We start from the raw sequence: 25,335 nt of genomic DNA on the forward strand, positions 1-25,335 counted from the left end.
AGGTGAACACTCGTTAGGTTTGAAGGTAATGATCACGGTGTCCGCATGACCGCCCCCACCGCACCCCGCCCCGCCGCCGGCCTCAGCGAGCGGGTCGCGGTGATCGATATCGGCTCCAACTCCATCCGTCTGGTGGTGTACGACGGGCTGAAGCGCGCCCCCATCCCGATCTTCAACGAGAAGGTGCTGTGCGGGCTGGGCCGGGGGGTGGAAAAGAGCGGGCGGCTGAACGCCGACGGGGTGGCGCAGGCGCTGGTCAACCTCCAGCGCTTCCGCCATCTGGCCGAGGGGATGCGGGTGGGCCGGCTGGACGTGCTGGCCACCGCCGCCGTGCGCGATGCCGCCGACGGTGCCGCCTTCGTCGCCGCGGTCAAGGAAAAGGCCGGTCTCACCATCTCCGTCGTCAGCGGAGAGGGGGAGGCGCGGCTGTCGGCCCAGGGCGTGCTGTCGGGCACGCCGGGGGCCGATGGTCTGGTGGGCGATCTGGGCGGCGGCAGCCTGGAACTGGTCACGCTGGACCGCGGGGTCATGGGGCCGCAGGTGACGCTGCCGCTGGGGCCGCTGCGGCTGATGGAGGCGGGAGAGGGGCGCAACGCCATCGTCCGCACCATCGACCAGCATCTGGAATCCCTGCCCTGGCTGGCCTCGGCCAAGGGGCGCCCGTTCCACCCGGTGGGGGGAAGCTGGCGGGCGCTGGCCAAGCTGCACATGGAACAGGCCGGCCATCCGCTGCACATCATCCACCACTATACCGTGCCCGGCGACGTGGCGCGGGAGTTCGCCGGCATGGTGGCGCGGCGCGACCGGGCGGCGCTGGAAAAGATGGCGGTCGGGTCCAAGCGCCGCATCGACACGCTGCCCTATGCCGCCCTGGTGTTCGAGCGGCTGGTGAAGCTGGTGCAGCCGTCGCAGGTGGTGTTCTCCGCCTTCGGCCTGCGCGAAGGGCACCTGTACGGGCTTTTGCCGCCGGAAGAGCAGCGGCGCGACCCGCTGCTGGCGGCGGGCGACGACTGGTCCAACCGCTTCGGGCGGTTCGGCGACGCCGCATTGCTGGTCAACTGGACCGGCGGCCTGTTCGCGGGCGAGGATGAACAGGCGTTGCGCCTGCGCCACGCCGCGTGCCTGTTGAGCGACCTGGGGTGGGCGGAGCACCCGGATTACCGGGCGGAACACGCCTTCCTGCGGGTTCTGCGCTTCCCCTTCCCCGGCATCGACCACGCCGGGCGGGTGTTCCTGGCACTGAGCGGCTACACCCGCTATGCCGGGTCGCTGGAGGGGGTGGGGCACGAATCCCTGCGCCGGCTGCTGACCGAGGCCCAGAGCCTGCGGGCGGTGGTGTTGGGCCTGGCCCTGCGTCTGGCCCACACGCTGAGCGGCGGGGCCACCGCCCAGCTTCAGCGCACCTCCCTGCGCCTGACCGAAGAGGTGCTGGAACTGACCTTGCCCGGCGATGCGGCGGAACTGAACGGCGACGTGGTGCAGCGCCGGCTGGACGGGCTGGCCCGCGTCCTGAACCGGAAGGCCCGCATCACCGTCCAGGCCGACCCGGCGTAAGACGGGTCACACGGCGGGGGCCGTTTCCTTGCGCGCCGCTTCCTTGCTCTTGCGCAGGCTGCTGAGCTTCACCGCATCGGGGGGCAGGGTGGCGGCGTAACCGTCGGTGCGCGTCCACGCGCCGTCGTGCACCACCGGCTTGGACGGCAGGCTGCGGCGGCGGCCCTCGTTGGCCTGCCAGATCCGTTCGCCGCTCTTCCAGCGGGGCCGGGGCACGTATTCCAGCAGGTTCCACAGGAACGACATGGAATCGTGGATCGGGCCGTCGGCGTCGGGCTTCACATAAGCCGGGTTCTTGCCCCGGCCCAGGATCTCCTCGGTCTTGTCCGGGTCGAGGAGCAGGCCGGCGGCCTTGGCCTCCTCCAGCATCCATTCCAGCGCCACCTTCGACAGGCCGCTTTCGGCTTCCGGGTGGCCGCCGCCCACGTCGCAATGGGTGCCGGGGAACCACACCTGCACCAGATCCTTCGGCCCGCTGGGTTCTTTGGCCGCCGGTTTCCACAGGTTGGTGCGGAAGAAGGCGCGCCGCTCGTCGATGGCCACCGCGTGGCGGGCGATGGCGATGTCCGGGTTGTTGGCGGTGTAGGGCAGGCTGACCGGGCTGGTGAACCATCCGACCGAACTCACCGTGTCCCACACGCCGACGAAATGGGGCTTGCAGGGGCGGGCGCAGGTGGCCTTGAAATCGCCGGCGAGCTTGAAATAGCCCTTGATCCGGGGATCAGGCGGCTCCTGGGGTTTGGAGCGCCGTTCCAGCCGGGTGATGGCCCACATCATGCGGACGATGTAGGGCACCAGCGGGCCATTGCCCGGCGGCACCAGACCATAGAGCTTCAGCAGCGATGCGACCGCCCGCACCGTATAGGCCCCGCGGCTGAACCCGAACAGGAACAGCTTGTCACCCTCTTCGTACGTGTCGGCGATGAAGCTGTAGATGTCGCGGATGTCGCGGTCGAGACCGTAGCCGAACGCCAGCCCGGCGGCGCGGGTGAGGACGCCGCCGATGCGGGTCACCGTGCCCGGTGCCGCCATGGTGCCGACGCCGGGGTGGTAATGCACCGTCTGGACGCGGGGATCCTTGTTCAGGGCAAAGACCATCTTCGCCACGTTGGTCCGCTTGGTGGCGAATTCGTTGGATGTGCCGTCGCAGCAGACGACGATGTTCTTGGCCATGGCCGGATGCCCCTTCAGGGACCAAATGCATACAACGAAATGCACATGGTGATGAAACGAAAACCTGAATCCTGAAGGGGATTCCATACCAGATAACAACGGGGGTCAAACCCTAACGCCCACCCGTTTTTCTTGGCCAGACCCGCCGTTATTGGGGAAAGGCGGGCGGGAACACGGTCAGGCAGGGAATCCACCCGTCGGGGGCCGGCACGTTGGCGGCGTGGGTGCGCCCGGTGGCGAGCAGCTTGGGCAGTACATGGGTGTGCGGCCCGTCCGGGCTGCGCCCGTCGGGGCGGGGGATGGGCTGCTTCACCTCCGCCCGCGCAAAGGGGCACAGAAACACCCGGTGGGGGCTGAGGTCCGGCCATGCGGTGGCGAGCGGGCCGGCCGGATCGAACATGCCCAGGCCGGCCCCGGCGCGAATCCGCTCTGCCGTCACCGGATCGGCGGCGCGGACGCAGGCGGTGACCTGCTTCAGGTTCAGGCCCAGGTCGAACAGGACGCCGCCGTCCCGCGGGTCGATGGGATCGTCGTCCGGCCCCACCTCGGTCACCGCGGTGACGCCGCTGCCGGTGCAGATTTCGGTGGGCAGGCACAGGGCCACGGCGGGTTTCTTGCTGCCGGCCATGGCATAGGGCACCGCCCGCACGCGGGGATCATGGCGCAGGCGGATGCCCCCGCGGGCCGTGCCCACCGTCATCACCGGCCCGTCCAGGGCGAGGTGCACCGCTTCGTCCTCGTCGCGGGTGAACTCGGCGATGGCGCCGAAACTGCCCAGCCCCCAGCCGGTGGCGGGATCGGCCAGGGCCGCGCGCAGCCACGGCCACAAGGTCTCATCGGTCAACGAATCGAACATCACGCAAGCGTCCTTTCGGAAGAGGGAAGGGTGGTCCAGGGCAGCAGGTAGGGCGCGCCGTCCACCGCCCCGCGGTGAACGGCGATGCCGTAGGCCGCGGCCAGCAGCGTATCGGTCAGCACGGCGGCGGGCGGGCCGTCGGCCATCACCCCCCCGCCGGCCAGCAGGATCAGCCGGTCGCAGAAGCGCGCGGCGAGCGTCAGGTCGTGCAGCACCGCCACCACCCCGGTCCCGCCGCGGGCTGACGCCCGCAGCAGCGCCATGGCCGCCAACTGGTGGCGGGGATCCAGCGCCGACACCGGCTCGTCGGCCAGCAGCAGCGCCGGTTCGGTGGCGAGTGCCCGGGCCAGCAGCACCCGCATCCGTTCGCCCCCCGACAGGGTGCCGGTGATGCGGTGGCGCAGATGGCGGGCGTCGGTCAGGGTCAGCGCCCGCTCCACCGCCGCGCGGTCGGCGGGCGTGACCCCGCCCAGCAGGCCGCGGTGGGGCAGCCGGCCCAGCATCACCACGGCTTGCGCCGTCAACGGCCAGTGAACCGGCCCGTCCTGGGGCAGATAGGCCACGGCACGGGCCAGCCGCCGCCGGCCCAGCCGCCCCAAGGGCTCACCGTCATAGGTGACGGTGCCGGCCATGGGCGGGGCGATGCCGGCCAGCACCCGCAGCAGGGTGGATTTGCCCGCCCCGTTCGGCCCGATCACCCCGGTGAACACGCCGGGCCGTAGCGACAGGCTGACATCGCGCAGCAGAGGCCGCCCGCCGGCCTGGACCGTCATGGACTGGGTGTCGATGCGCATCACGGCTCCTCCCTTTGCAGCCGCGCGATGAGGAGGATGAGGAAGGGGGCCCCCACCAGCGCGGTGACCACGCCCAGCTTGAGTTCCGGCCGGGTGGGCAGCAGGCGCACGGCGATGTCGGCGGCCAGGATCAGCACCGCCCCGGCCAGCCCGCCGGCCGGCAGCAACCGGCCCGGATGCGCCCCCACCAGCGGGCGCATCAGGTGCGGCGCCACCAGCCCGACGAAGCCCACCGCCCCGGTCACCGACACCGCACTGCCCACCGCCAGCGCCGCCCCGGCGATCAGCCGCCCGCGGAGTGCTGTCAGGTCGAAGCCCAGGCTGCGCGCCGTGTCCTCCCCCAGCGTCAGGGCGTCCAGCGCCCGCGCGCCCGACAGGATCAAGGACCAGCCGACGAGCATGGGCGGCAGCACCAGCATCACCTGGTCTCTGCCGCGGTCGGCCAGCGACCCCATCAGCCAGAACACGATCTCCAGCGCCGCATAGGGGTTGGGGGCGAGGTTGAGGGTCAGGGCGGTCAGCGCGCCGGCCAGGCTGTTGACGGCGATGCCGCCGATGATCAGCGTGGTGGTCCCGGCCCCGCGTGCGGCCATGACGGTCAGCAGCAAGGCTGCCACCGCCGCCCCGGCCATGCCCCCCAGCGGCAGGGCCAGTGCCAGCGTGGCCGACAGTCCGCTGTAGAACACCGCCACCGCCCCCAGCGCCGCGGCGCTGGACACGCCGACGATGCCGGGTTCGGCCAGCGGGTTGCGCAGCCACCCCTGCATGGCGGCCCCGGTCAGCCCCAGGCTGAACCCCACCAGCAGCCCCAGCACCGCCCGCGGCACCCGCAGTTCGGCGAACACCAGGGCTTGCAGCGTGTCCCGCCCGGCCAGCCAGTCGCCCGCAGCGGCGGCGGCGTCGAACGGCACATAGCCCACGGCCATGGACACCAGACACAGCACCAGCGCCAGCCCGGCCAGGGCCGCCATCAAGACCCCATAGGGAATCCGTCCGTTCATGGCCCCTCTCCCCGCGCCGCCGCCAGCAGGGCCGCGGCCTCGGCGTTCTGCGGCCCGGCACAGGTCAGCAGGCGCGACGGCACCGTCACCGTGCGCACCCGCCGGGACAGCGCCGTCACCGCCGGGTGGTGCAGCACCGCATTCGCCAGCGACGGCGGCGCGCCGGGAGTGTCATCGGTGATCAGCCGCTCGGCCCCGCCCAGCAGGATGGCTTCCAGCGGCAAGGGCCCGAACCCGCCTCCCGGCAGCCGTCCCGCCGCATTCTCCAGCCCCGCCCGCGCCATCACCGCGTCGGTCAGCGTGCCCGGCCCGGCCACGAAGCCGTTGGGCCGCAGCACCACCGCCGTGGGCCGGCGGTCCCCCGGTGCGGGGGCCGCGGCGTCGTAGCGGGCCAACATGGCGGCGATGAGCGCCTCCCCCCGCTCCGGCTCGCCCACCGTGCGGGCCAGGGCACGGATCTGGTCCGCCGCGTCCTCCGGCGTCTGGGGCACGTCCAGTTCCACCAGCGGCGCGTTCAGCCGTTTGAGCAGCCCGGCGGCGGTGCGGGTGGTGTATGTCCCGCCGACGATCAGGTCGGGGTGCAGCGGCACGATCTCTTCCGCCAGCCCGCGGTTGACGGGGATGCCGGCGGCGATGGCCGCCACCGTGGACCCGCAGGGGTCGCGGGCCAGCCACGTGACCGAGGCGATGCGCCCCGGCTCCACCAGCCGCAGCAGCAATTCGTCGGCACACAGGTTGAGCGAGACGATGCGCTGCGGTTTGGCGGCGCCGTCCCCGGCCAGCGCCGGCCCCCCTGCGCACAGCAGGAGGGCGGCGAGGAGACACACGGTCCGCCGGATCACAGCGCCAGCCGCAGGCCGAGATAGCCCGCCCGCCCGGCGGCGCCATAGGTCCAGACCTCCTGATAATGGCGGTTGGTCAGGTTCTCGATGCGCCCGAACGCCTCCACCCGCTCGGTCAGCGTGTACGATCCCGACAGGTTGACCAGCGTGTAGGGCGTCAGGCTGACCGGCTGGCGGTTGTAAAAGGAATCATAGGCCCAGTCGCTGGTGCGCCCGTTGTAGACCACGCCGATGTTGGCGTTGGCCCGGTCCTCCAGAAAGCGGTAATTGGCGTTCAGGCTCGCCAGATGCTTGGGCCGGCGCACCAGCTCGGCCCCGGTGGAGTCCTCGCCCTCGGTCCAGGTGTAGGAGCCGCGCAGCGTCAGCCCGTCCACCGGCTCCACCGTCAGCCCCACCTCCAGCCCCTGCACGCGGGATTCGCCGGGCATGTTGATGGAGGTGCGTCCGGTCCCGGTGATGAGATCGCGGATGCGCTGGTTGAACCACGTGGCATCGGCCACCACCCGCTTGCCCCACAGCGCCTGATCGGCGCCGATGTCCCAGCCGCGGCCCTTTTCCGGCTTCAGGTCCGGGTTGCCGGCATAGGTGGCGGTGTATCCGTACAGCTCGAACAGCGTCGGGTTCTTGACCCCGGTGCCGTAGGAGGCGCGCAGCTTGGTGCCGGTGTCCTCCACGCGGTAGGCGGCGGTGCCGCGCCAGGTGGTGGCGTCCTGGAACAGGTCGTTGCCGTCGCGGCGCACGCTGCCGGTCAGGGTCAGACGGTCGAACAGGTCCAGCTTGTACTGCCCCACCAGCCCCGTTGACCCGATGGTGCGGTCGAAGTTGGAATAGCCGCTGCGGGTGATGCCGGTGTCGTCCTCGTGCTCCACCCCGGCGGTCAGCACGTGCGCCGCTGGGCCGGTGGCAAAGCTGAGGTTGGTCTGATAGTCCAGCTTGGTCTTGCGCCCCTCGTAGGTGCTGGTGGTCTGGCCGCGGGCATCGCGGTAATTCCGTTGCTGCCGGCCATAGGACAGGCCGGCGATGTGCTCCCAATGGCCGTCAAGGAACACCGCTTTGCCCTGCACCCGCCCGAACGCCTGCTTGCCGGTGGTGCTGGTGCCGTCGTCCACCGCCCCGCGCCCGCCGGTGAAACCATCGGTGTCGCTGTCGAAGCGGGTGTAGCGGCCCACCACCGCCAGTTCGGTGGTGCCGGTGGGACGCACGGCGGCCTTGGCGGTCAGGGTACCGTTGCGATAGCCGTCCTTCTCGCCGTTGCCCAGCCGGCGGTCGGCCACCGACACGCCGGTGCTGCGCACACCTTGGGCACTCACCGCCACGTCGTAGCGGTCGTTGCCGGTGCCGGCGGTGGCGCGCCCGGCCCAGGTGCCGAACGATCCGCCCTCCACCGCCGCCGAGAGGGAGGGCGCGCCGCTGCCGCGGCGGGTGACGATGTTGACCACGCCGCCCACGGCGTCGGAGCCGTAGAGCGCGCTTTGTGGCCCGCGCAGCACCTCCACCCGCTCGATGTCGCCGGCCAGCAGGTTGGCGAAGTCGTATTCGGAGCCCGATGCGGGGTCGTTGACCTCGATCCCGTCGATCAGCACCAGGGTCTGGTTGCCCTCGGCCCCGCGGATGCGGACCTGGGTCAGGGTGCCCATGGGGCCGGTGCGGTTGACCGCCACGCCCGGCACCTCGCGCAGGACGTCGGACAGGATCCGGGTCTGGCGCTGCTGGAGGTCGTCCGCCGTGATGATGGTCAGCGCGCTGCCGGTCGCGTCCGCCGCGGTGGGCACGCGGTTGGCGGTGACGGAGATTTCCGGCAGCAGCATGGCCGTGCTCGTGGCGGTGCCGTCGTCGGCGGCCAGGGATGAGAGGGGGAGGAGAACGCCGCCGATGGCAAAGGCGGCGGGAATCGTCCGGGACGGACAGAACAGGGTACGAGTCATGAGACCTCGGGCGGAGACGCCGGTGGCACGTCACCGCGAACGAAGCCCCGCCGCGATCCCGCACGGGCGGAATCCCGGTTCGGCAACCTTCGGTGCACCCCGCCCGAATGTGTCCGCGTGTGACCACGGTTGACGGCAGGTCTCCTGGCTCACGGGTTGTCGCCTGTCCGCGGCCTTCCCAGAGCGTCTTTCATGGCTCCAGTGGCTTCGTTGCGGACGGCTCGCCGCTTACAGTTGCGGGGGCAGCCCCGGCTTGAAACCCTGTCGATGGGTCCGCACCGTGTTCCCTTTTCAGCCCTTGCGGGCAACCGTCGCGGCCAAGCTAGGGGCGGTGATGCCGGCGGGTCAATGATTTTGTTGCCGGGGTTTTTTTATTGCGGGGAGCAAACCCAGCGGCGGGGCGTTGTCGGGGGATGCCGCCGCACACCAGAGGATTGCTGCGATGACCGAGAACCGTTTCACCCATTCCATGCCCTTCGGCGCCCAGCCGCAGGCCGGCGGTTCCGTCCGGTTCCGCCTGTGGGCGCCGGGCGTGGCGGAGATGACGCTGGAGATCGACGGCAGCACCCGCCTGCCCATGGTGCGGGAAGAGGACGGGTGGTTCACCCTGGCCACCCATGAGGCCGCGGCGGGCAGCGCCTACCGTTTCATCCTGCCCGACGGGCTGGCGGTCCCCGACCCGGTGTCGCGCTGGCAGCCCGACGGGGTGCACGGGCCGAGCCGGGTGGTGGACCCGGCCTCCTACGCCTGGACGGCGAGCGCATGGCGCGGGCGGCCCTGGCACGAGACGGTGCTGTACGAACTCCACGTCGGGACATTCACACCCGAAGGCACCTACCGCGCCGCCATCGAACGGCTGGACCATCTGGCGGCGGCCGGCATCACGGCGGTGGAGCTGATGCCGCTGGCCGAATGCCCCGGCGGGCGGAACTGGGGGTACGACGGGGTGCAGCTTTTCGCCCCCCGGTCGGCCTATGGCACGCCCGACGACCTGAAGGCGCTGATCGACGCGGCGCATGGGCGGGGGCTGATGGTGTTCCTGGATGTGGTCTACAACCACTTCGGGCCGGACGGGAACTACCTGCACGCCTACGCCCCCGGCTTCTTCACCGAACGGCACAAGACGCCGTGGGGTGCCGCCATCAATTTCGACGGCGCCCACGCCCGCCCGGTGCGCGACTTCATGATCCACAACGCGCTCTATTGGCTGGAGGAATACCGCATCGACGGGCTGCGGCTGGACGCGGTGCACGCCATCATCGACGATTCTTCCCCCCACATCCTGGAGGAGCTGGCCCGGCGGGTGCGTGATCGCGTGGGCCGGGACCGTCACGTCCATCTGGTGCTGGAGAACGAGCACAACGCCGCCCGCCTCCTGTCCCGCGACGGGGGGGAGCCGCGGTTCCACACCGCCCAATGGAACGACGATTACCACCACGCCGCCCATGTGCTGGCCACCGGGGAGAGCGGGGGATATTACAGCGACTTTGCCGCCGACCCCATCGCCGGCCTGTGCCGGGCGCTGGCCGAGGGCTTCATCTACCAGGGCGGCCCGTCCGCTTTGCGCGGCGGCGAACGGCGGGGGGAGGTGTCGCGGCACCTGCCGCCGCCGGCCTTCGTCAATTTCCTGCAGAACCACGACCAGATCGGCAACCGCGCCTTCGGCGAGCGGCTGACCGTGCTGGCCCCGCCGGACCGGGTGGAGGCGCTGCTGACCATCACCCTGCTGGCCCCGTCCATCCCCCTGCTGTTCATGGGCGAGGAATGGGGGGAGACCAACCCCTTTGCCTTCTTCACCGATTTCGACGGCGATCTGGCCGGCGCGGTGCGGGAGGGGCGGCGGCGGGAGTTTGCGGCCTTCCCCGAATTCGCCGACCCGGAACGCCGCGCGCGCATCCCCGACCCCAACGCCGCCGAGACCGCCGTCCGCTCCCGCATCGACTGGGGCAAGGTGACGCAGGAGCCGTTCGCGTCCCGGCTGGCGCTGGTGCGCCGGCTGCTGCGCCTGCGGGCCGAACGCATCGTGCCCCTGCTGCCGGGGGCCGGCGGGGGGGAGGTGCTGTGGCGGGAGGGGGCCGGCTTTTCCATCGCCTGGACCCTGGCCGGCGGGGCCCGGCTGACGCTGGCGGCCCACCTGGGCGACGGGGCGGTGACGCCGCCGGCTCTCCCGCCGGGGGAGGTGCTGGTGGGGGGGAAAGCCATAGGCCGGCTTTCCGGCTGGACAGCCCGATGGTTCCTGCAGTCCTAATACCACCAGACATCCATGAAACCGAAAACGAAAACGGGGAAGCGGTGATGAGTGTTCTTGCGCGGCTGGCCGAGGTTGCGGGAATCGAACCCTTTTATCACGACATCTGGGGGAACCGCCGCGACACCTCGCCGGAGACCATGCGGGCACTCCTGGCCGCCATGGGCCTGCGGGCGGGCACCGAGGAGGAGGCCGCGGCCAGCCTGACGGCGCTGGAGGGGCGGGGGTGGCGCCGCCTGCTGCCGCCCGTGCTGGTGCTGGCGGAGGACGAGGCGCCGGTCATCCCGGTCAGCGTCCCCGCCGCCGCCGCCGGCACCCTGACGTGGAACCTGACCGAGGAGGGCGGGGGCCTGCGCTGTGAAAGCGTGCCGCTTCCCTCCCTGCCGGTGCTGGAGAGCGGGACGAGCGGCGGGGCGGCGTACGTCCGCCGCGGCCTGACGCTGCCCCTGGTGCCGCCGCTGGGCTATCACCGGCTGGAGGTCACCGTGTCCGACGGGGCCGTGGGGGCGGAGATGGTGCTGATCCTCACCCCCCGCCGCTGCCTGACCCCGGACGAGGTGGTGCCCGGCGGGCGCACCTGGGGCGTGGCGCTCCAGCTTTACGGGCTGCGCGGGCACACCGACTGGGGGATCGGCGATTTCGACGATCTGGCCCGGTTCGGCGAGACCGCCGGGCGGCTGGGCGCCGGGCTGGTGGGGCTGAACCCGCTGCACGCGCTGTTTCCCGCCGATCCCCACCACTTCGGCCCCTATTCGCCGTCGTCGCGCAGCTTCCTCAACGCGCTCTACATCGACGTGGAGGCGGTGCCCGATCTGGCCGAGAGCGAAGACGCCCAGGCCCTGATCGCGGAGCCGGGCTTTCAGGAGCGGCTGGCCGCCGTGCGGGGGGCGGAGCTGGTGGATTACCCGGCGGTGTCGGCGCTGAAGATGACGGTGCTGGAGGCGCTGCACCGCAGCTTCCGCGCCCGCCATCTGGCGGGGGAGGGCAGCCCCCGCGGGCGCGACTTCCGCGCCTTCCAGGCCGCCATGGGGGAAGGGCTGTTCCGCCACGCCCTGTTCGACGCCCTGCACGAGCACTTCTTCCGTCAGGATTCCAGCCTGTGGGCGTGGCAGAGCTGGCCCGAACCCTTCCGCCGCCCCGACAGCGCGGAGGTGGCGGCGTTCGCCGCCGGGCACGCGGAGCGGGTGGAGTTCTTCACCTATCTGCAATGGGAAGCCGACCGGCAATTGGGCGTGGCGGCGGCGCGGGCCAAGGCCGCCGGGCTGGCGGTGGGCTTCTACCGCGACCTTGCGGTGGCCGGTTCCCCCGGCGGGGCGGCGGCGTGGGCGCAGCCCGGCGTGCTGGTGCGCGGGGCCAGCGTCGGCGCACCGCCCGACCAGTTCAACATGAAGGGGCAGAACTGGGGCCTCGCCCCCTTCTCGCCCGTGGGTTTGCGCGATGCGGCCTACGCGCCCTTCGCCGCCATGGTGCGGGCCAACATGCGCCACGCCGGTGCGCTGCGCATCGACCATGTGATGGCGCTGGAGCATCTGTTCTGGATCCCGGACGAGGGGGATGGGGCGTACGTCCGCTACCCGTTCCAGGACATGGTGCGGATCATCGCGTTGGAATCCCGCCGCCAGGGCTGCATCGTGATCGGGGAGGATCTGGGCACGGTGCCCGAGGGGTTCCGCCCGGCCATGGCGGCGGCGGGCGTGCTGAGCTACCGCGTGGTCTATTTCGAGCGCACCGCCGACGGCGGCTATGTGGCGCCGCAGGATTACCCCGCCCAGTCCATGGCGGTTGTGTCCACCCACGACCTGCCCACCTTCCGCGGGTTCTGGACCGGCCATGATCTGGAGATCCGGCGCGCTCTCGACCTCTATCCCAGCGCGGAGGCCGCCGGCAAGGACGCCTGGGACCGCGGGGTGGACCGCTGGCGCCTGCTGCTGGCCCTGGGGGAACAGGGGCTGAAGCCCGCCCGCTACGTCAGCGACGACGGCGCCCAGCCGTTTTCGCGGGAACTGGCGGAGGCCGTGCACCGTTACCTTGGCAGAACAGCCGGACGGATCGTCATGATGCAGATCGAAGACGCGCTGGGCGAGATCGAACAGCCCAACCTGCCGGGGACCACCGACCAGCATCCCAACTGGCGCCGCCGCCTGAGCGTGGCGGTGGAGGATCTGGAATCCGACGGCGGCCTGCAGGCCATGGCCGCCGCCGTGCGTTCGGGCCGCGGTGAAAGGGGGGGGGGATGACGGCCCCCGCGGTTCCCCGCGCCACATACCGCCTGCAGTTCAGCGCCGGGTTCACCTTCGACCAGGCGGCGGAACTGGCCCCGTATCTGGAGGCGCTGGGCATCAGCCACGTCTACGCCTCCCCCTTCCTCAAGGCGCGGGCGGGGTCGTCCCACGGGTACGACATCACCGACCACGCCCAGCTTAACCCCGAAATCGGCAACGCCGCCGCCCTGGACCGCATGGTGGCGGCGTTGCAGGAGCGGGGGATCGGCCTGATCCTCGATTTCGTGCCCAACCACATGGGGGTGGGGGGCAACGACAACCCGTGGTGGCTGGACGTGCTGGAATGGGGGCCGGCGTCCCCCTTCGCCCCCTTCTTCGACATCGATTGGGAAGCCCGGCAGGGAAAGGTGCTGCTGCCCTTCCTGGGCGATCACTACGGTACGGTGCTGGAGCGGGGCGAGCTTCAGGCCCGTTTCGACGCCGACCGCGGCGCCTTTTCCGTGTGGTATCACAGCCACCGCCTTCCCATCGCCGTGCGCCATTACGCCCGCCTGCTGAAACAGGTGCGGGAGCGGGCGGGGGAACCGGGGCTGGCTCTGGACGCGCTGATCGCCGGCTTCGCCGGTCTGGGCAGCGGGGCGAAGTCGGTGCAGCGGCAGGCATCGGTCCACCGGCAGGCCGACGAGCTGCGCCGGCAATTGGCCGCCACCGCCGCGGCCACCCCGGCGCTGGCCGACGCCATCGCCGCCACGCTGGCGGCGCTGAACGGCACGCCGGGCGATCCCGACAGCTTCACCGGGCTGCACCGGCTGCTGGAGGATCAGCATTACCGCATCGCCTTCTGGCGGGTGGCGGCGGACGAGATCAACTACCGCCGCTTCTTCGACATCAACGACCTCGCCGGCCTGCGCATCGACCGGGCGGAGGCGTTCGAACTGGCCCACCAGCTCGTCTTCCGCCTGATCGGGGAGGGGAAGCTGCAGGGCATCCGCCTGGACCACATCGACGGGCTGTACGATCCCGCCGGCTATTGCCAGAAGCTGCAGGACCGCGCCGCCTATCTGACGGTGCAGGCACCGCCGTCCCCCCACGACGCGCCCGGCCTGCGGCTGCCCCACCCGTTCTATGTGGTGGTGGAAAAGATCCTGGCCCATCACGAATCCCTGCGCGACGGCTGGGCGGTGTCGGGCACCACCGGCTATGAATTCATGAACCTCGTCTGCGGCCTGTTCGTGGACCCGGCGGCGGAGGAGGCGATGACCGCCGCCTACCACACCGTCATCGGACGTGCCGTGGATCTGGAACGGCTGATCCTCGACACCAAGCGCCGGACCATGCTGACGGCGCTGTCCAGCGAACTGCACGTGCTGGCCGCCCGGCTGCACCGGCTGGCGCAGCAGAACTGGTCCACCCGCGATTTCACCATCACCGGCATCCAGCGGGCGCTGGTGGACGTGGCCGCCTGCCTGCCCGTCTACCGCACCTACGTCACGGGGGATCAGGTCACCGACACCGACCGCAAGTATCTGGACTGGGCGGTGGGCCGGGCACGGCGGCTGGCGGGGGCGGCGGACTCCTCCCTGCTCGACTTCATCCACGCGGCCCTGACCACCGATCTCACCCAGCGCCGCGGCTACCGGGGGGAAGACGTGGTGCTGGTGGCCATGACCTTCCAGCAGTTCACCGGGCCGGTGATGGCCAAGGCGCTGGAGGACACGGTGTTCTACCGCTATGCCCGTCTCCTCTGCCTGAACGAGGTGGGGGGCGAGCCGGGGCGGTTCGGCACCAGCGTGTCCGCCTTCCACCACGTCAACCAGGAGCGGCTGGCCCGCTTTCCCTTCGGCCTGCTGGCCACCGCCACCCACGACCACAAGCGCGGGGAGGACACCCGGCTGCGCATCGCCGTGCTGTCGGAGATGCCCGAGGGCTGGCACGCCCGCATCCAGCGCTGGGTGCGGCTCAACCGGCTGAAGAAGCGGCATGACGGCGGCGCCCGCGCGCCCAGCCGCAACGACGAATACATCTTCTACCAGACGCTCGTGGGCGCCTGGCCGCCGGGCCTGTCCCCCGGCGACGCCGAGGGGCTGGCGGTGCTGGCCGACCGGATGGCGGCCTATATGCTGAAGGCGGTGCGGGAGGCGAAGGTCCGCACATCCTGGGCCAACGCCAACCCGGCCTATGAGGAGGGGGTGGAGCAGTTCGTGCGCGCCGTGCTCGACCCCGCCCGCTCCGCCGCGTTCCTGGCCGACGTGGCCGGGCTGGTGGCGGAGATCGGACCGGCGGCGGCGGTGAACGGGCTGGCTCAGACGCTGCTGAAGCTGACGGTGCCGGGGGTGCCCGATCTCTACCAGGGCACGGAATGGTGGGATTTCAGCCTCGTCGATCCCGACAACCGCCGCCCGGTGGACTATGCCGCCCGCGCCGCCGCCCTGGCCGCCGACGCGCCGCTCGAAACGCTGCTGGAACAGTGGGCCGACGGGCGGGTCAAGCAGCGGGTCATCGCCGCCGCCCTGACCCTGCGCCGGGCCGAACCCGCCCTGTTCGCCACCGGCGATTACCGCCCGGTGGAGGTGACGGGGGAGGGGGCTGGCCACATCGTCGCCTTCGAACGCCGCAGCCGGGGCGGGGAGAGCGAGGCCGCCATGGTGGTGGTTGTGCCGCGGCTGGTGCTGGGCCGCATGGACGGCACCGGCCAGCCCCTGCCGCCGGCCGAAAGCTGGGGCGATGCGGCGCTGATGCTGCCCGGCCCGGCGGGGGCGTGGACCGATGTCATCACCGGGGCGGAGCTTTCCCCCGCCGAGGGCGGTTCCGTGCCGCTGTCCGCCGTGCTGGCCCGTTTTCCGGTTGCTCTTTTGCACCGCCGGATTATCTGATTGCCACGACGGTTCGTGCCATTTCGTGAACGGACTGTTGCCTTAGACAACGGTCCGTGGCCGCTCCACGGCAAAAAGGGAAGGGCAGCCTGCCATGAAGGGCGATCCGAGCATCATCCGGCATCTCAACACCATCCTCACCAACGAACTGACGGCGGTGAACCAGTATTTCCTTCACGCCCGCATGCTGAAGAACTGGGGCCTGAAGCGGGTCGCCAAGAAGGTCTATGAGGAATCCATCGGCGAGATGAAGCACGCCGACAAGATGATCGAGCGCATCCTGTTCCTGGAGGGTCTGCCCAACCTCCAGGATCTCCACAAGCTGAAGATCGGCGAGGACATCGTGGAGATGTTCAACGCCGATCTGGGCGTGGAAAGCCACAACCGCGGCTGTCTCCAGGTGGCCATCGCCGACTGCGAGGCGGCCAAGGATTACGTCAGCCGCGAGATCTTCGAAACCATCCTGGAAGACACCGAAGAGCACATCGACTGGCTGGAAACCCAGCTCGACCTGATCCAGCGCATCGGCGTCACCGCCTATCAGCAGGAACAGATCAACGGCGAGAGCTGATCAGCGGATCGCCGCGCCGTCGATCTCCACGGTGTGGCCGGGGCCGGCGTCCATCAGGACGTAGAAGCCCCGGCCGGGCCGGCGGAAACGCACGGTGGAATCGGCGCCCAGCCGGCCGGGGATCAGCATCTCCTCGTCCTGGGCGATGACGTCGATCACCACCCCCGGCGCCCCCGATCCGTCGGAAAAGCCGCCGATGCACAGAACCGTCTCCGCGCTTTCCATCCGGCAGCGGCAGGTGGGGTGATGGGCCTCGGCCACGGTGGCGGTGCCCAGCAGCACCGCGGTGGCCAGCAACAGACGGCGCGTCATTCAGCGTCCTCCCAAAAGCGGGGCCAGGGGCAGGGCGGCCTGATGCAGCCCGCCGTCCCAGGATTCCACCGTCAGCCACAGCTCCTCCCCGCCCGAGAGGGCGGGGGGGATGGTCACCCCCGCTTCCAGCTCATAGGGGTTGCCCTCGGCCAGCGCGCCCAGGGTGCGGACGCTGCGCGGCTTGCCCACCCGCAGGAACACCCCGCGGATGGTGCCGAGACCGCCGGATTCCACATGAACGGCATAGTCTTTCATCATCTCCCCCGTGGGCTCCCGGTGCGGCCCATGGATGCTGGTGACCAGCCGCACGGTGTAGGGGCCGGCGGTGACGGTGCGTTCGACCTCCGGCGGGTCGAACACCGTGGCGCCGCCGAACTGGGCGGGGATGAAGGGCAGGGGCACCAGCAGCACCAGCGCGCTGAGATGGAATTTGCCCCGCTGCCACAGCCGGTGCAGCCGCTCATCCATGGCGTCCCTCCTTCAAGGCCCGTCCCTCCTTCAGAACCCGTGCCGTGCGCCTGATCCAGATCATCATCCCGCTGAACACCATGCCGGTCAGCAGGATGCCGAACACCAGCCACACCAGCTTGACCGGCAGCCCGCCGAAATCGCCGGTGTGCAGCGCCCGCATCACCGTGCGGGTCAGCTCGATGCCCGACGCCCCTTCCAGCCCGCCGGTGACATCCATCACCGCCGCCGTGTGGGGGTTGACCAGCACGCGGTCGGGCAGCAGCGGCGCCTGCCCGCCCGATCCGATGACCAGAACGGGTTCGAAGGCGGTTTCGGGAATGATCAGGTAGCGCAGCCGCATGCCGGGCACCGCGGCCCGGGCCGCCGCCATCACGGCGTCCATATCCACGGGCGGTGCCGCCTGCGCCACCGGCAGGGTGTCGCGGGCCAGCAGCACCGGCGGCTTGCGCCCGCCCAGCCCCATGCCCAGGTCCAGCAGCAGCACATAGATCAGGAACCACAGGCTGGTCACGGCGATGACGGCGATGAACCAGATGGACCACGCCCCCGCCAGCCGGTGCAGATCGCCCCACAGCACCCGCGCCCCCTGGCCCCACCGCAGCCGCGGGTGGAGGAAGGCGCGCCAGAACCGCTTGTAGACCACCAGCCCGGTGACCAGCGACCCCACCATGGGCACCGCCAGAGCCGTGACGGCGTACCAGCCGGTGGGGTAGGTCAGCAGCCACCCGTGCAGCGCGCGGATGAACCCGCGGAACGAGCCGTGCCCCGACATCCCCTGGACGCTGCCGGTGACGGGGTTGACCCAGGCGGTGGCCTCGGTCCCGCCGGGCAGGAACAACTCCACCCCGACGGCCATGTGGCTGCCGCCCCACGACACCGCCGCCGCCCGCGCGCCCGGTGCGGCATCCTCCGCCGCGGCGATCAGGGCGCTGACCGGCAGCGGCGTGCCGCTGCCGGATGCGCGCAGGGCCGGGTCGATCAGCCACATGATCTCGGTGCTGACCACCGCGATGGTGCCGGTCAGGCAGACGAAGAACAGGAACGCCCACACGGGCATCGCCAGCCACGAATGCCACAGGAACCACAGCCGGGTGCGCGATGCGCCGCCGCCCCGCGTGGCCGGACCCTGCCCCACGGCGCTCACCAGCTTGCCCGCACGGACAGCAGCATGTTGAACGGCTCCCCGTAATAGCCGTAGCTGCTGATGTTGGTCAGATAGCGCTTGTCGAAGACGTTGTTGACGTTGAGCGTGGCGGCCACCGCCTCCGTCACCTGATAGCGGGCCATCAGGTCGGCGACGGCGAAACCGTCCTGGCGGTATTCGCGGGCACCGGAACCGGAAAACATCGCCCCCTGCCAGCGCACGTTCGCTCCCACCGTCAGCCGGTCCCACCGGCCCGGCAGGCGGTAGGTGGTGAACAGCTTCACCGTGTCCTTGGGCAGCTCGGTCATCATCCGTTCGCCCGACGCCTTGCGGATCACCGTGTGGCCGATCCCGCCGCCGACCTGCCAGCCGGCCATCACCTCGCCCGACAGTTCGATCTCGGCACCCCGGCTCCTGGCGCCCTTGACCGCGCGGTACGCCTGGGCGCCGTCGGGGGTGAAGCGGCCCGGATCGGTCTCGGCCAGATTGTCCTGTTCGATCAGGAACACCGCCGCACTGCCGGTCAGCCGCCCGCCCAGGAACTCCGCCTTCACCCCCGCCTCATAGGCGTTGCCGGTCAGGGGATCGAGAGAGGCGCCGGCCACATCCTTGTTGTCCTGCGGTTTGAAGATGCTGGTGTAGCTGCCGTACACCGACCAGACGTCGGTCAGGTCGTAGACGATGCCGGCATAGGGGGTGAACACCCCGTTCTCCGCACGGGCCGTTGCGGTGGCGGCAGCGCCATAGGGGCGGCTGGCCGTCTGCTCCTGCCAGCGGCTGAGCCGCCCGCCCAGGATCACCGACAGCCCGTCCACCGGCTTCAGGCGGGTGGCGAGATAGCCGGCCATCTGGCGTTCGATGGTCTGGGACGATCCGATGGGGGTCAGCACCGGCTCGGCAATGGCCCCGGCCCAGGTGAAATAGTTGGTGATCGACGGGTCGTAGCCGCTGAGATACCACAGCGGATAGTCCGGCCCGCTGCGCTGGGCGTAAGAGCCGCTGACCCCGGCCATCACCTCGTGCTGCCGCCCGAACAACTCGAACGGGCCGTTGACGTCCAGGCCGAGGGAGGTCTGCTGAAGCTGGGAATTCCACCGCCCCGGCCAGATGCCCATGCCGGTGCCGTCGCGGTTCAGCGACCCGCGGGCGCCATAGCCCAGCACCCCGTCGTATTCCCGCCGCATGTGCTCCACGTTGAACGCCGCCGTCCAGCCGACGGCGAAGCTGTGCTTCACCTCGGTAAAGGCGGTCAGGTTGTCGTGCATGAAGTACGCCCAGTTGGCCGCGCTGTTGTGCGAGCGGGGCAGGGCGGTCTTGCCCCCGTCGGTGTAGAACAGCGGAAACCCGGCCCGGGACGCGTGGCTGGAGGTGTGCTTCTGGTATTCCAGCCCGGCGGTCAGCAGCGTGTCGGGGGTGATGTCGGCCTCGATGACGCCGTAGAGGACGTTTTTGCGCTGGTGCAGCCGGTCGATGAAGGAATCGCTTTCCTGCCGCGCGCCGACCAGCCGCCCGCGCACCCGCCCGTCGGCGGTCAGGGGGCCGGACACGTCCCCTTCCACCCGCGTGCGGTTCCACGATCCCACCTGGGCCTCGGCATGGCCGGAGAAACCGGCGGTGGGGCGCTTGCGCACCAGATTGACGGCGGCGGACGGGTCGCCCACCCCGTTCAGCAGGCCGGTGGCGCCGCGCACCACCTCCACCCGGTCGAACACCGCCATGTCGGCGATGGAATCCCCGAAGCCGTAGAGGGTGGAGCGGGGAATCCCGTTGACCTGATAGTTGCTGATGGCGAAGCCGCGGGCATAGACGCTTTTGCCGTCGGTTCCCAGCGCGCCGGATTCCGCCAGCGTCACGCCCACCGTCTGGCCCAGAACGTCCTTGATCTCGGTCAGGCCCTGGTCGTCCATGCGCTGGCGGGTCATGACGCTGACCGACTGCGGCGTTTCCCGCACCGTCAGGGGCAGCTTGGTGGCGGTGGCCGACGGACCGGCGGGGGCGTAGGAGCCGGTGCCCTCGCTGCGCCCGCGGTCGGTGCCGCCGCCGGCCCCCTCCACCGTCACCGGGTCCAGCACCTCGGTTCCCTGGGCCGCGACCTTCTCCAGCGTCACGGTGCCGGCATCGACGAAGCGGGCGGTCAGGCCGGTGCCGGCCAGCAGCCGGTTCAGCGCCTCCCGCGGGGTCATGGTCCCGGTGACCCCGGCCGAGGTCACCCCCTGCGCCAGACCCGAGGGATAGAGCACCTGCAGCCCCGTCACCTGCCCAAAGGCGGCCAGCGCCCCCGGCAGCGGCCCCCCGGCGATGGCGAAGGCGGCGGTGTTCCCCGTCTGCTGGGCCACCACGATCCGTCCGCCGGTTTCCGCCGCCAGGGCGGGCACCGCCACCGTCGCCAGAAGAACCCCCGCCAAGGCCCGCCCCGGCCACCCCCCGCGCTGCACCATCACCCCGGTCTCCGTCCAAATCATGAGAATGCGTATCATTGTCGTCAGGCGACAGAGACAGGACGTTGGCCGGGGGAGGCATCCTCACCCGCCGGATTCACATTTTTTGAAAAATCAGACAGCGCGCAGAAGGATGACGCCGGGTACCGGCTGCTGCATCCGCACCGGCAGGGTGCGGGCGATGGCGTTCAGCGCCGTATCGGGCCGGGTGATATCGACGGTGCCGTCCACCCGCAGACCGGCCAGAGCCGCGCCCCACAGCACGATGCGCGCCGGGTGATAGCGGTTGAGGTCGGCCACCACCGCCGCCAGCGGCTGGTCGCGGAACACCAGCCGGCCCTGACGCCACGCGCTTTCGATGGCCACCCCGTCGGGCACCGGCGTGCCGGGGCCGTCGGCGCCGTGGATGCGGCAGGCGCCGGCCCCCAGGTGGGCCTGATGGATGCCGCGGCAGGCCACCTCCACCGTGCCGTGCTCCACCGCCACCACCACGCCCTCGGTGTGCCCATGCACGGTGAACACCGCGGCGCGGGTGGTGACGCTGTGATCGCCGCAGGTGACGGTGAAGGGCCCGTCCCGCCCGGCGGCGGGGGTGAAGCGCGCCCGCCCGTCCACCAGCCGCACCCGCCGGCCGGCGGGCGTGAAGGCGGGGGCGATGCCGCTGCCGGCGTCCAGATCCACCAGCGACCCGTCGTCCAGCGTCAGGCTGCGGCGCTCGCCGGTGCCGGTGCGGATGGTGCCGGTGCCGATGACCGGGGTGACGGCCATGGCCGCGGCGGCGGCTGCCGCCCCGGCCAGCACACCGCGGCGGCTTACGGCGGGCCGGCGGCGTGCCGGGCGCGGGTCGGGCACGCGGTCCAGATCCCGCCATACCCCCGCCAGCCGCTCGTATTCGCGCCGGTTGACCGGATCGTGTGCCAGCCAGCGGGCGAAATCCGCCCGTTGGCCGGCATCGGCGTCGCCGGATTCCAGACGCACGAACCACGCCAGCGCCGCATCCCGCGGGCTGTCTTCCCTGTCCGGTGCGCTGTCGTCCGGGCCGCGGGTCATGACGCCAGCCGGTCGCGGCAGTGGGCCAGCGCCTTCATGACGTGCTTCTCCACCATGCTGCGCGAAATCCCCAGCCGGGCGGCGATGTCGGCGTGGCTCAGCCCGTCGAACTTGTGCAGCAGGAACACCTCGCGGCAGCGGGGCGGCAGCTCATCCAGCGCCTGGCGCAGATGGTCCAGGCGCTGCTTGTGCTCCAGCGCCGTGTCGGCGGCGGGTTCCTCGTCGGGCTGCTCCAGCCCCAGTTCCACGGGCACGAAGCGGCGGCCCCGCCGGGTCTCCGCCCGGATGCGGTCCACCGCGATGTTGCCGGCCATGCGGAACAGGTAGGAGCGCGGGTTGTCGATTTCCGGCACGGCACTCAGGCTGTGCAGGCGCAGATAGGTGTCCTGCACCGCGTCCTCGGCCAGACAGGGGGAACCCAGACGCCGGGCCAGATGGCCGATGATGTCCTGGTAATGGACAAGCAGCAGCCCCAGAAGGGACGTCCGGTCTTTCTCGGCCATGTGGGTGGCGGTCCCCCCGTGCGGCGATGGGTTGGCTCCGTCCTTCCTACCGGCTCCGCCCAAGGGCGCGCAACCGGACGGGACGGTGGAAAACGGTCATGGGTGACCTGCCGGGGTGAGGGGGCGGGGCGCCGGTATCGTCCTGGTGTCGGGGACGTCCGCGTCCGGCCCCTCCCGGTCAGGCGGTGGCGGTCCCCGCCGGCTTCAGCGCGCTCAGGGCGCGGGCGAAGCTGGAGGCCCCGGCGCTGCGCAGGGGGATGAACGGCTTGTCCATCCGCCGGCACAGCCCCTTCACCCGCAGGCAGGCGTCGTGGCTGATGCAGTCGATGGGGCACAGCACCACGTCGGCCCGCTCCACCAGCCCTTCCAGACAGCGGGCCGCCTGTTCGCAGCCGCCGTCGTGGTGCAGCAGCCGCCCGTTGCGCGCCTCGATGGTGGGGCGCATGCGGGCCAGCACCTGCGGGCGCCCGCCCACGTACAGAATGGCCTGCCCCGCCAGATCGCTGGGCACGGTGGAGCCGGTGTCCGTTTCCCCCTCCGCCCCGTCCCGGATGGCGCCGGTCTCCGCCGCCGGGCGGCTCAGCCCGTCCAGCAGCCGGCGCAGCCGGTCGGATTCCGTCTCTGCCGCGCGGGCACGGGCGCGTTCGGCGGAAACCCGCCGGCGCAGGGTTTCCATCTCCCGCATGGCGCGGGTGCTGGGACGGGCGGAGGCCGTGGGCAGGGCCGGGCGGGCCGGTGCCGGGGCGGCGCGGCGCAGGGCGGCCACCTCGGCCTCCAGCGCCTTGATGCGGGCGTCGCGCTCGGTCAGCCGGTCGGTCTCCGCCCGTTCGGCGCGGGCCAGCCGGTCGGTCAGATCCCCGAGTCGCCGGGTCAATTCCTGCTTTTCGCGCAAGTGCTTACGATTCTCACCGCCCATCAGGTGGGACAGCATGTGCACGTCGGCATAGGCCCGCATCTTGACCGTGTGGGGCACGTCTTCGCGGCTGACCAGCGCCCAGAAGGCCGGGGCCACCGTGCCCCCCTCCCGCGCCGCATCCCACAGGGACTGCCACCCGGCCTCGGTGCTTTCACGGGCGAAGCGGCGGATCTCGCCGGCGTATTTTTCGTCCAGCCGCTTGTGCATCAGCTTGGCCACCGGACCGGGGGAGGCAGCATTTTCCACAAAATAGCGGTGAATATCGTAATCCCTTGCATCCGTTGATAGTTTCAACCCAAGACGGCGGATCATCCACGCCATGTCCTCGTGGCTGAAACAGGTGCCGATGATGGCGCAATGGTAATCGCGGGGAACCAGCCACAACTTCAGCCGCCCGCGCGACCCCAGGGTCAGGGATGGGGTCTGGGTGGTGGCGCAACGGTCGCACATGCCGGACACTCCTGCTCGGTGTGGGCCGGGCGCCTGAAAAGCAGGCGGCTCGCGGCGTCCTGTTCCGCCAATGTTAATAAGAACGATTATCAATTGCAACAGTATCGTTTGCAGAGGCAACAGGCTTCGGCTACGGTCCTTTTCAAGCTGTCCGCTACACGGCTTTAAATGATATTCATTCTCACCAAAGAGAAGGCCACGCCATGAAGGGTGATCCTCAGGTCATTGCGCATCTGAACGCAATCCTCACCAACGAGCTGACGGCGATCAACCAGTACTTTCTTCACGCCCGTATCCTGAAGAACTGGGGGCTGAAGCGAATCGCCCACAAGATCTACGAAGAATCCATCGACGAGATGAAGCACGCCGATAAGGTGATCGAGCGTATCCTCTTCCTCGAAGGGCTGCCCAATCTCCAGGATCTGCACAAGCTCAAGATCGGCGAGGATGTGCCGGAGATCCTGGCCAACGACCTGTCGGTGGAGCGCACGGCCCACACCGCGCTGGTGTCGGCCATCGCCTATTGTGAAAGCGTGCGCGACTATGAATCGCGCAACATCCTGGCCCATCTGCTGGAAGACACCGAAGAGCACATCGACTGGATCGAAACCCAGCTCGACCTGATCCAGCGCGTGGGCGCCCAGGCGTACCAGCAGGAACAGATCTACGGCGAAAGCTGAGACACCACCACCGGGCCGGGCCGGCGCGTTTCCGTTCAGGCGGGGGCGGTGCCGGTCCGGCCGGCGGCGGAACGGGGCAGGGGGACGGAATCGGCCTTGCGATAGGCTTCGATGGCCGCATCCCAGGGCTCGATGTGCAGCCCCGTTCCCATGGCTTCCTGATAAATGCTCTGCGTGACGAAGCTGGTCACCGGGTCGGCGGACAGCGGGACAGGGGTGGGGGTGACCGGCCCTTCATCCGGCAGGCCGGCGGGAAGCTCGAACCCGTTCCCTTCTTTGGCGACCTGCCCCGGGCGGCGATCCTGCGCCTCGCCCGCCTGACGGCCGCCGCGGATGGCATCGTCGGCCTTGCCCACCTGTTCAGCGCCCTGACGCCGCCGGCGTTCATCGGGGATGGGGCGGATGGGCGTGACGGGGATGGCGTCCGACATCAACATCTGACGCAGCTTCCCCATGCCCGACGCCGAAGCGGCGGTGCTGCCGGGAGGGGACGAGACGGGCAGAATGCTCACGGGAGGCGCACCGGCACGGTCTTAGCGGATGTGTCTCAGCCTAGGGATGAAACTGTCACTCATTTCTTAATGGCGGCCGCTCGCCGGGGAAAGAAGAATTGCTTGGTCATCCGCGTGGGCCGGTTTGCGCGGTCAGGACGAAGCCCGTTTCAGCTTCGGCTCGCCGCCGCTGCGGCTTGGACGGCGGACCAGGGCTTCGGCCTCCACCGTCATATCGTTGACCCCGATCAACCGCAGGAAGGTCGCTTCCACCGTGGCCTGCGCGTGAACCGACAAAATTCCCTGCTCCATATCCGCATCAATCTCCAGCGGGGCGGTCCGGGCACCCAGGAAGCCGGTGGGGAAGGCCTGTTCGAAGAAACGGCGAACATGGCCGTCGCGTTGGGAATCGTGCATAACCCGGCCGCCGGCCAGGGCGGCCTCATCGACCGCGCGGGCCAAACGGGCCTGCACAACCGCACCGCGGACGGCCTCCGCCCCGATACCGATGCCGGCGGCAATCGGGATCAGGCTAACGACCAGAACCCCCTGCATGATGCGGCGGACCATGCTGGGGGCAGGATGTGGCAATCCATCGAAGCGGTTGACATACATGACGTTCGCTCCATCCCGAACGTGGTCGGCGTCTCGGTCCGGTCAGCATGGGCAGTGTTGATGATGCGCCGTACTCTATTCATCATGGCAACAGGTATCAAGATCAAACCGATAAGACTTCGGTACCTTTCGTTTCATGATGTGAAGAGGACGGTGGCTGCGGTTCTCAGGGATAAACATCAAAGGTCATATCATTTTATCCCGTT

Annotated in this window: 21 protein-coding genes and 1 riboswitch; of the genes, 6 read left to right on the top strand and 15 right to left on the bottom strand. The window is 70.3% G+C overall.

All coding sequences use genetic code 11. The features are described 5' to 3' along the window. Positions 1 to 45 precede the first annotated feature (45 nt). Positions 46 to 1,554 carry a Ppx/GppA family phosphatase gene (locus M2352_RS21870; RefSeq protein WP_264666656.1) on the top strand — a complete coding sequence of 503 codons (1,509 nt, stop codon included), beginning with the start codon at positions 46 to 48 and terminating at the stop codon, positions 1,552 to 1,554. A 6-nt stretch (positions 1,555 to 1,560) separates the two neighbouring features. Here the strand turns inward: M2352_RS21870 and M2352_RS21875 are convergent, their stop codons facing one another. The 6 genes from M2352_RS21875 to M2352_RS21900 form a co-directional block, all read right to left on the bottom strand. Beyond that, entirely contained in the window at positions 1,561 to 2,727 is a 1,167-nt protein-coding gene (locus M2352_RS21875) for a DUF2235 domain-containing protein (protein ID WP_264666657.1), read from the bottom strand. 148 nt (positions 2,728 to 2,875) lie between these two features. Continuing rightward, a complete protein-coding gene (locus M2352_RS21880) occupies positions 2,876 to 3,583 on the bottom strand; it encodes a DUF6925 family protein (protein ID WP_264666658.1) in 708 nt (235 codons plus the stop codon). Next, on the bottom strand, positions 3,583 to 4,377 hold the full coding sequence (locus M2352_RS21885) for an ABC transporter ATP-binding protein (protein WP_264666659.1): 795 nt from the start codon (positions 4,375 to 4,377) through the stop codon (positions 3,583 to 3,585). The genes M2352_RS21880 and M2352_RS21885 overlap by 1 nt, the downstream gene beginning before the upstream one ends. Then, positions 4,377 to 5,378: a FecCD family ABC transporter permease gene (locus M2352_RS21890; protein WP_264666660.1), complete on the bottom strand. Its 1,002-nt coding sequence runs from the start codon at positions 5,376 to 5,378 to the stop codon at positions 4,377 to 4,379. Before M2352_RS21890 ends, M2352_RS21885 begins: the two co-directional genes overlap by 1 nt. Beyond that, positions 5,375 to 6,220: an ABC transporter substrate-binding protein gene (locus M2352_RS21895; protein ID WP_264666661.1), complete on the bottom strand. Its 846-nt coding sequence runs from the start codon at positions 6,218 to 6,220 to the stop codon at positions 5,375 to 5,377. The genes M2352_RS21890 and M2352_RS21895 overlap by 4 nt, the downstream gene beginning before the upstream one ends. Continuing rightward, positions 6,217 to 8,145, bottom strand: coding sequence for a TonB-dependent receptor plug domain-containing protein (locus M2352_RS21900; protein WP_264666662.1), 1,929 nt, complete (start codon positions 8,143 to 8,145; stop codon positions 6,217 to 6,219). Before M2352_RS21900 ends, M2352_RS21895 begins: the two co-directional genes overlap by 4 nt. Positions 8,146 to 8,262: 117 nt before the next feature. Continuing rightward, positions 8,263 to 8,473, bottom strand: a riboswitch (cobalamin riboswitch). A 114-nt stretch (positions 8,474 to 8,587) separates the two neighbouring features. Between M2352_RS21900 and treZ the strand changes: the two genes are divergently transcribed. From treZ to bfr (M2352_RS21920), 4 genes are all read left to right on the top strand, one after another. Beyond that, entirely contained in the window at positions 8,588 to 10,393 is a 1,806-nt protein-coding gene (treZ, locus tag M2352_RS21905) for a malto-oligosyltrehalose trehalohydrolase (protein WP_264666663.1), read from the top strand. 47 nt (positions 10,394 to 10,440) lie between these two features. Next, positions 10,441 to 12,630 (top strand): 4-alpha-glucanotransferase, encoded by a 2,190-nt coding sequence (malQ, locus tag M2352_RS21910; RefSeq protein ID WP_264666664.1) that lies wholly within the window; start codon positions 10,441 to 10,443, stop codon positions 12,628 to 12,630. Continuing rightward, complete coding sequence (gene treY, locus M2352_RS21915; RefSeq protein ID WP_264666665.1) at positions 12,627 to 15,488, top strand: malto-oligosyltrehalose synthase; 2,862 nt, start codon at positions 12,627 to 12,629, stop codon at positions 15,486 to 15,488. Before malQ ends, treY begins: the two co-directional genes overlap by 4 nt. A gap of 94 nt (positions 15,489 to 15,582) precedes the next feature. Beyond that, positions 15,583 to 16,059 (top strand): bacterioferritin, encoded by a 477-nt coding sequence (gene bfr / locus M2352_RS21920; RefSeq protein WP_264666666.1) that lies wholly within the window; start codon positions 15,583 to 15,585, stop codon positions 16,057 to 16,059. Here bfr (M2352_RS21920) and M2352_RS21925 read toward each other — a convergent pair whose 3' ends face one another. From M2352_RS21925 to M2352_RS21955, 7 genes are all read right to left on the bottom strand, one after another. Continuing rightward, the gene (locus M2352_RS21925; protein ID WP_264666667.1) at positions 16,060 to 16,371 is read right to left on the bottom strand and encodes a hypothetical protein; all 312 of its coding nucleotides are present in this window, start codon (positions 16,369 to 16,371) and stop codon (positions 16,060 to 16,062) included. Beyond that, positions 16,372 to 16,839 (bottom strand): hypothetical protein, encoded by a 468-nt coding sequence (locus tag M2352_RS21930; protein WP_264666668.1) that lies wholly within the window; start codon positions 16,837 to 16,839, stop codon positions 16,372 to 16,374. It lies immediately after the preceding gene. After that, a complete protein-coding gene (locus tag M2352_RS21935; RefSeq protein ID WP_264666669.1) occupies positions 16,832 to 17,986 on the bottom strand; it encodes a PepSY-associated TM helix domain-containing protein in 1,155 nt (384 codons plus the stop codon). The genes M2352_RS21930 and M2352_RS21935 overlap by 8 nt, the downstream gene beginning before the upstream one ends. Continuing rightward, the gene (locus tag M2352_RS21940; RefSeq protein WP_264666670.1) at positions 17,983 to 20,448 is read right to left on the bottom strand and encodes a TonB-dependent siderophore receptor; all 2,466 of its coding nucleotides are present in this window, start codon (positions 20,446 to 20,448) and stop codon (positions 17,983 to 17,985) included. Before M2352_RS21940 ends, M2352_RS21935 begins: the two co-directional genes overlap by 4 nt. Before the next feature lie 90 nt (positions 20,449 to 20,538). After that, positions 20,539 to 21,474 (bottom strand): FecR family protein, encoded by a 936-nt coding sequence (locus M2352_RS21945; protein ID WP_264666671.1) that lies wholly within the window; start codon positions 21,472 to 21,474, stop codon positions 20,539 to 20,541. Continuing rightward, complete coding sequence (locus M2352_RS21950; protein ID WP_264666672.1) at positions 21,471 to 21,977, bottom strand: sigma-70 family RNA polymerase sigma factor; 507 nt, start codon at positions 21,975 to 21,977, stop codon at positions 21,471 to 21,473. The genes M2352_RS21945 and M2352_RS21950 overlap by 4 nt, the downstream gene beginning before the upstream one ends. Before the next feature lie 178 nt (positions 21,978 to 22,155). After that, on the bottom strand, positions 22,156 to 23,343 hold the full coding sequence (locus tag M2352_RS21955) for a DUF2325 domain-containing protein (RefSeq protein WP_264666673.1): 1,188 nt from the start codon (positions 23,341 to 23,343) through the stop codon (positions 22,156 to 22,158). A gap of 203 nt (positions 23,344 to 23,546) precedes the next feature. Between M2352_RS21955 and bfr (M2352_RS21960) the strand changes: the two genes are divergently transcribed. After that, positions 23,547 to 24,023 (top strand): bacterioferritin, encoded by a 477-nt coding sequence (gene bfr / locus M2352_RS21960; protein WP_264666674.1) that lies wholly within the window; start codon positions 23,547 to 23,549, stop codon positions 24,021 to 24,023. A 35-nt stretch (positions 24,024 to 24,058) separates the two neighbouring features. On the opposite strand, the gene M2352_RS21965 is transcribed toward bfr (M2352_RS21960), so the two are convergent. After that, positions 24,059 to 24,535, bottom strand: coding sequence for a hypothetical protein (locus M2352_RS21965; protein ID WP_264666675.1), 477 nt, complete (start codon positions 24,533 to 24,535; stop codon positions 24,059 to 24,061). Between the two features lie 132 nt (positions 24,536 to 24,667). Beyond that, complete coding sequence (locus M2352_RS21970; RefSeq protein WP_264666676.1) at positions 24,668 to 25,129, bottom strand: hypothetical protein; 462 nt, start codon at positions 25,127 to 25,129, stop codon at positions 24,668 to 24,670. Between the last annotated feature and the right edge of the window lie 206 nt (positions 25,130 to 25,335).

The sequence above is a fragment of the Azospirillum fermentarium genome, from assembly GCF_025961205.1.
Lineage (GTDB): Bacteria > Pseudomonadota > Alphaproteobacteria > Azospirillales > Azospirillaceae > Azospirillum > Azospirillum fermentarium.

Excerpts from the sequence above, each read along its gene's own strand:
- M2352_RS21870 (WP_264666656.1), top strand. The coding sequence starts at position 46 with ATGACCGCCCCCACCGCACCCCGCCCCGCCGCCGGCCTCAGCGAGCGG.
- M2352_RS21875 (WP_264666657.1), bottom strand. The coding sequence starts at position 2,727 with ATGGCCAAGAACATCGTCGTCTGCTGCGACGGCACATCCAACGAATTC.
- M2352_RS21880 (WP_264666658.1), bottom strand. The coding sequence starts at position 3,583 with ATGTTCGATTCGTTGACCGATGAGACCTTGTGGCCGTGGCTGCGCGCG.
- M2352_RS21885 (WP_264666659.1), bottom strand. The coding sequence starts at position 4,377 with ATGCGCATCGACACCCAGTCCATGACGGTCCAGGCCGGCGGGCGGCCT.
- M2352_RS21890 (WP_264666660.1), bottom strand. The coding sequence starts at position 5,378 with ATGAACGGACGGATTCCCTATGGGGTCTTGATGGCGGCCCTGGCCGGG.
- M2352_RS21900 (WP_264666662.1), bottom strand. The coding sequence starts at position 8,145 with ATGACTCGTACCCTGTTCTGTCCGTCCCGGACGATTCCCGCCGCCTTT.
- treZ (WP_264666663.1), top strand. The coding sequence starts at position 8,588 with ATGACCGAGAACCGTTTCACCCATTCCATGCCCTTCGGCGCCCAGCCG.
- malQ (WP_264666664.1), top strand. The coding sequence starts at position 10,441 with ATGAGTGTTCTTGCGCGGCTGGCCGAGGTTGCGGGAATCGAACCCTTT.
- treY (WP_264666665.1), top strand. The coding sequence starts at position 12,627 with ATGACGGCCCCCGCGGTTCCCCGCGCCACATACCGCCTGCAGTTCAGC.
- bfr (WP_264666666.1), top strand. The coding sequence starts at position 15,583 with ATGAAGGGCGATCCGAGCATCATCCGGCATCTCAACACCATCCTCACC.
- M2352_RS21925 (WP_264666667.1), bottom strand. The coding sequence starts at position 16,371 with ATGACGCGCCGTCTGTTGCTGGCCACCGCGGTGCTGCTGGGCACCGCC.
- M2352_RS21930 (WP_264666668.1), bottom strand. The coding sequence starts at position 16,839 with ATGGATGAGCGGCTGCACCGGCTGTGGCAGCGGGGCAAATTCCATCTC.
- M2352_RS21940 (WP_264666670.1), bottom strand. The coding sequence starts at position 20,448 with ATGATTTGGACGGAGACCGGGGTGATGGTGCAGCGCGGGGGGTGGCCG.
- M2352_RS21945 (WP_264666671.1), bottom strand. The coding sequence starts at position 21,474 with ATGACCCGCGGCCCGGACGACAGCGCACCGGACAGGGAAGACAGCCCG.
- M2352_RS21950 (WP_264666672.1), bottom strand. The coding sequence starts at position 21,977 with ATGGCCGAGAAAGACCGGACGTCCCTTCTGGGGCTGCTGCTTGTCCAT.
- M2352_RS21955 (WP_264666673.1), bottom strand. The coding sequence starts at position 23,343 with ATGTGCGACCGTTGCGCCACCACCCAGACCCCATCCCTGACCCTGGGG.
- bfr (WP_264666674.1), top strand. The coding sequence starts at position 23,547 with ATGAAGGGTGATCCTCAGGTCATTGCGCATCTGAACGCAATCCTCACC.
- M2352_RS21970 (WP_264666676.1), bottom strand. The coding sequence starts at position 25,129 with ATGTATGTCAACCGCTTCGATGGATTGCCACATCCTGCCCCCAGCATG.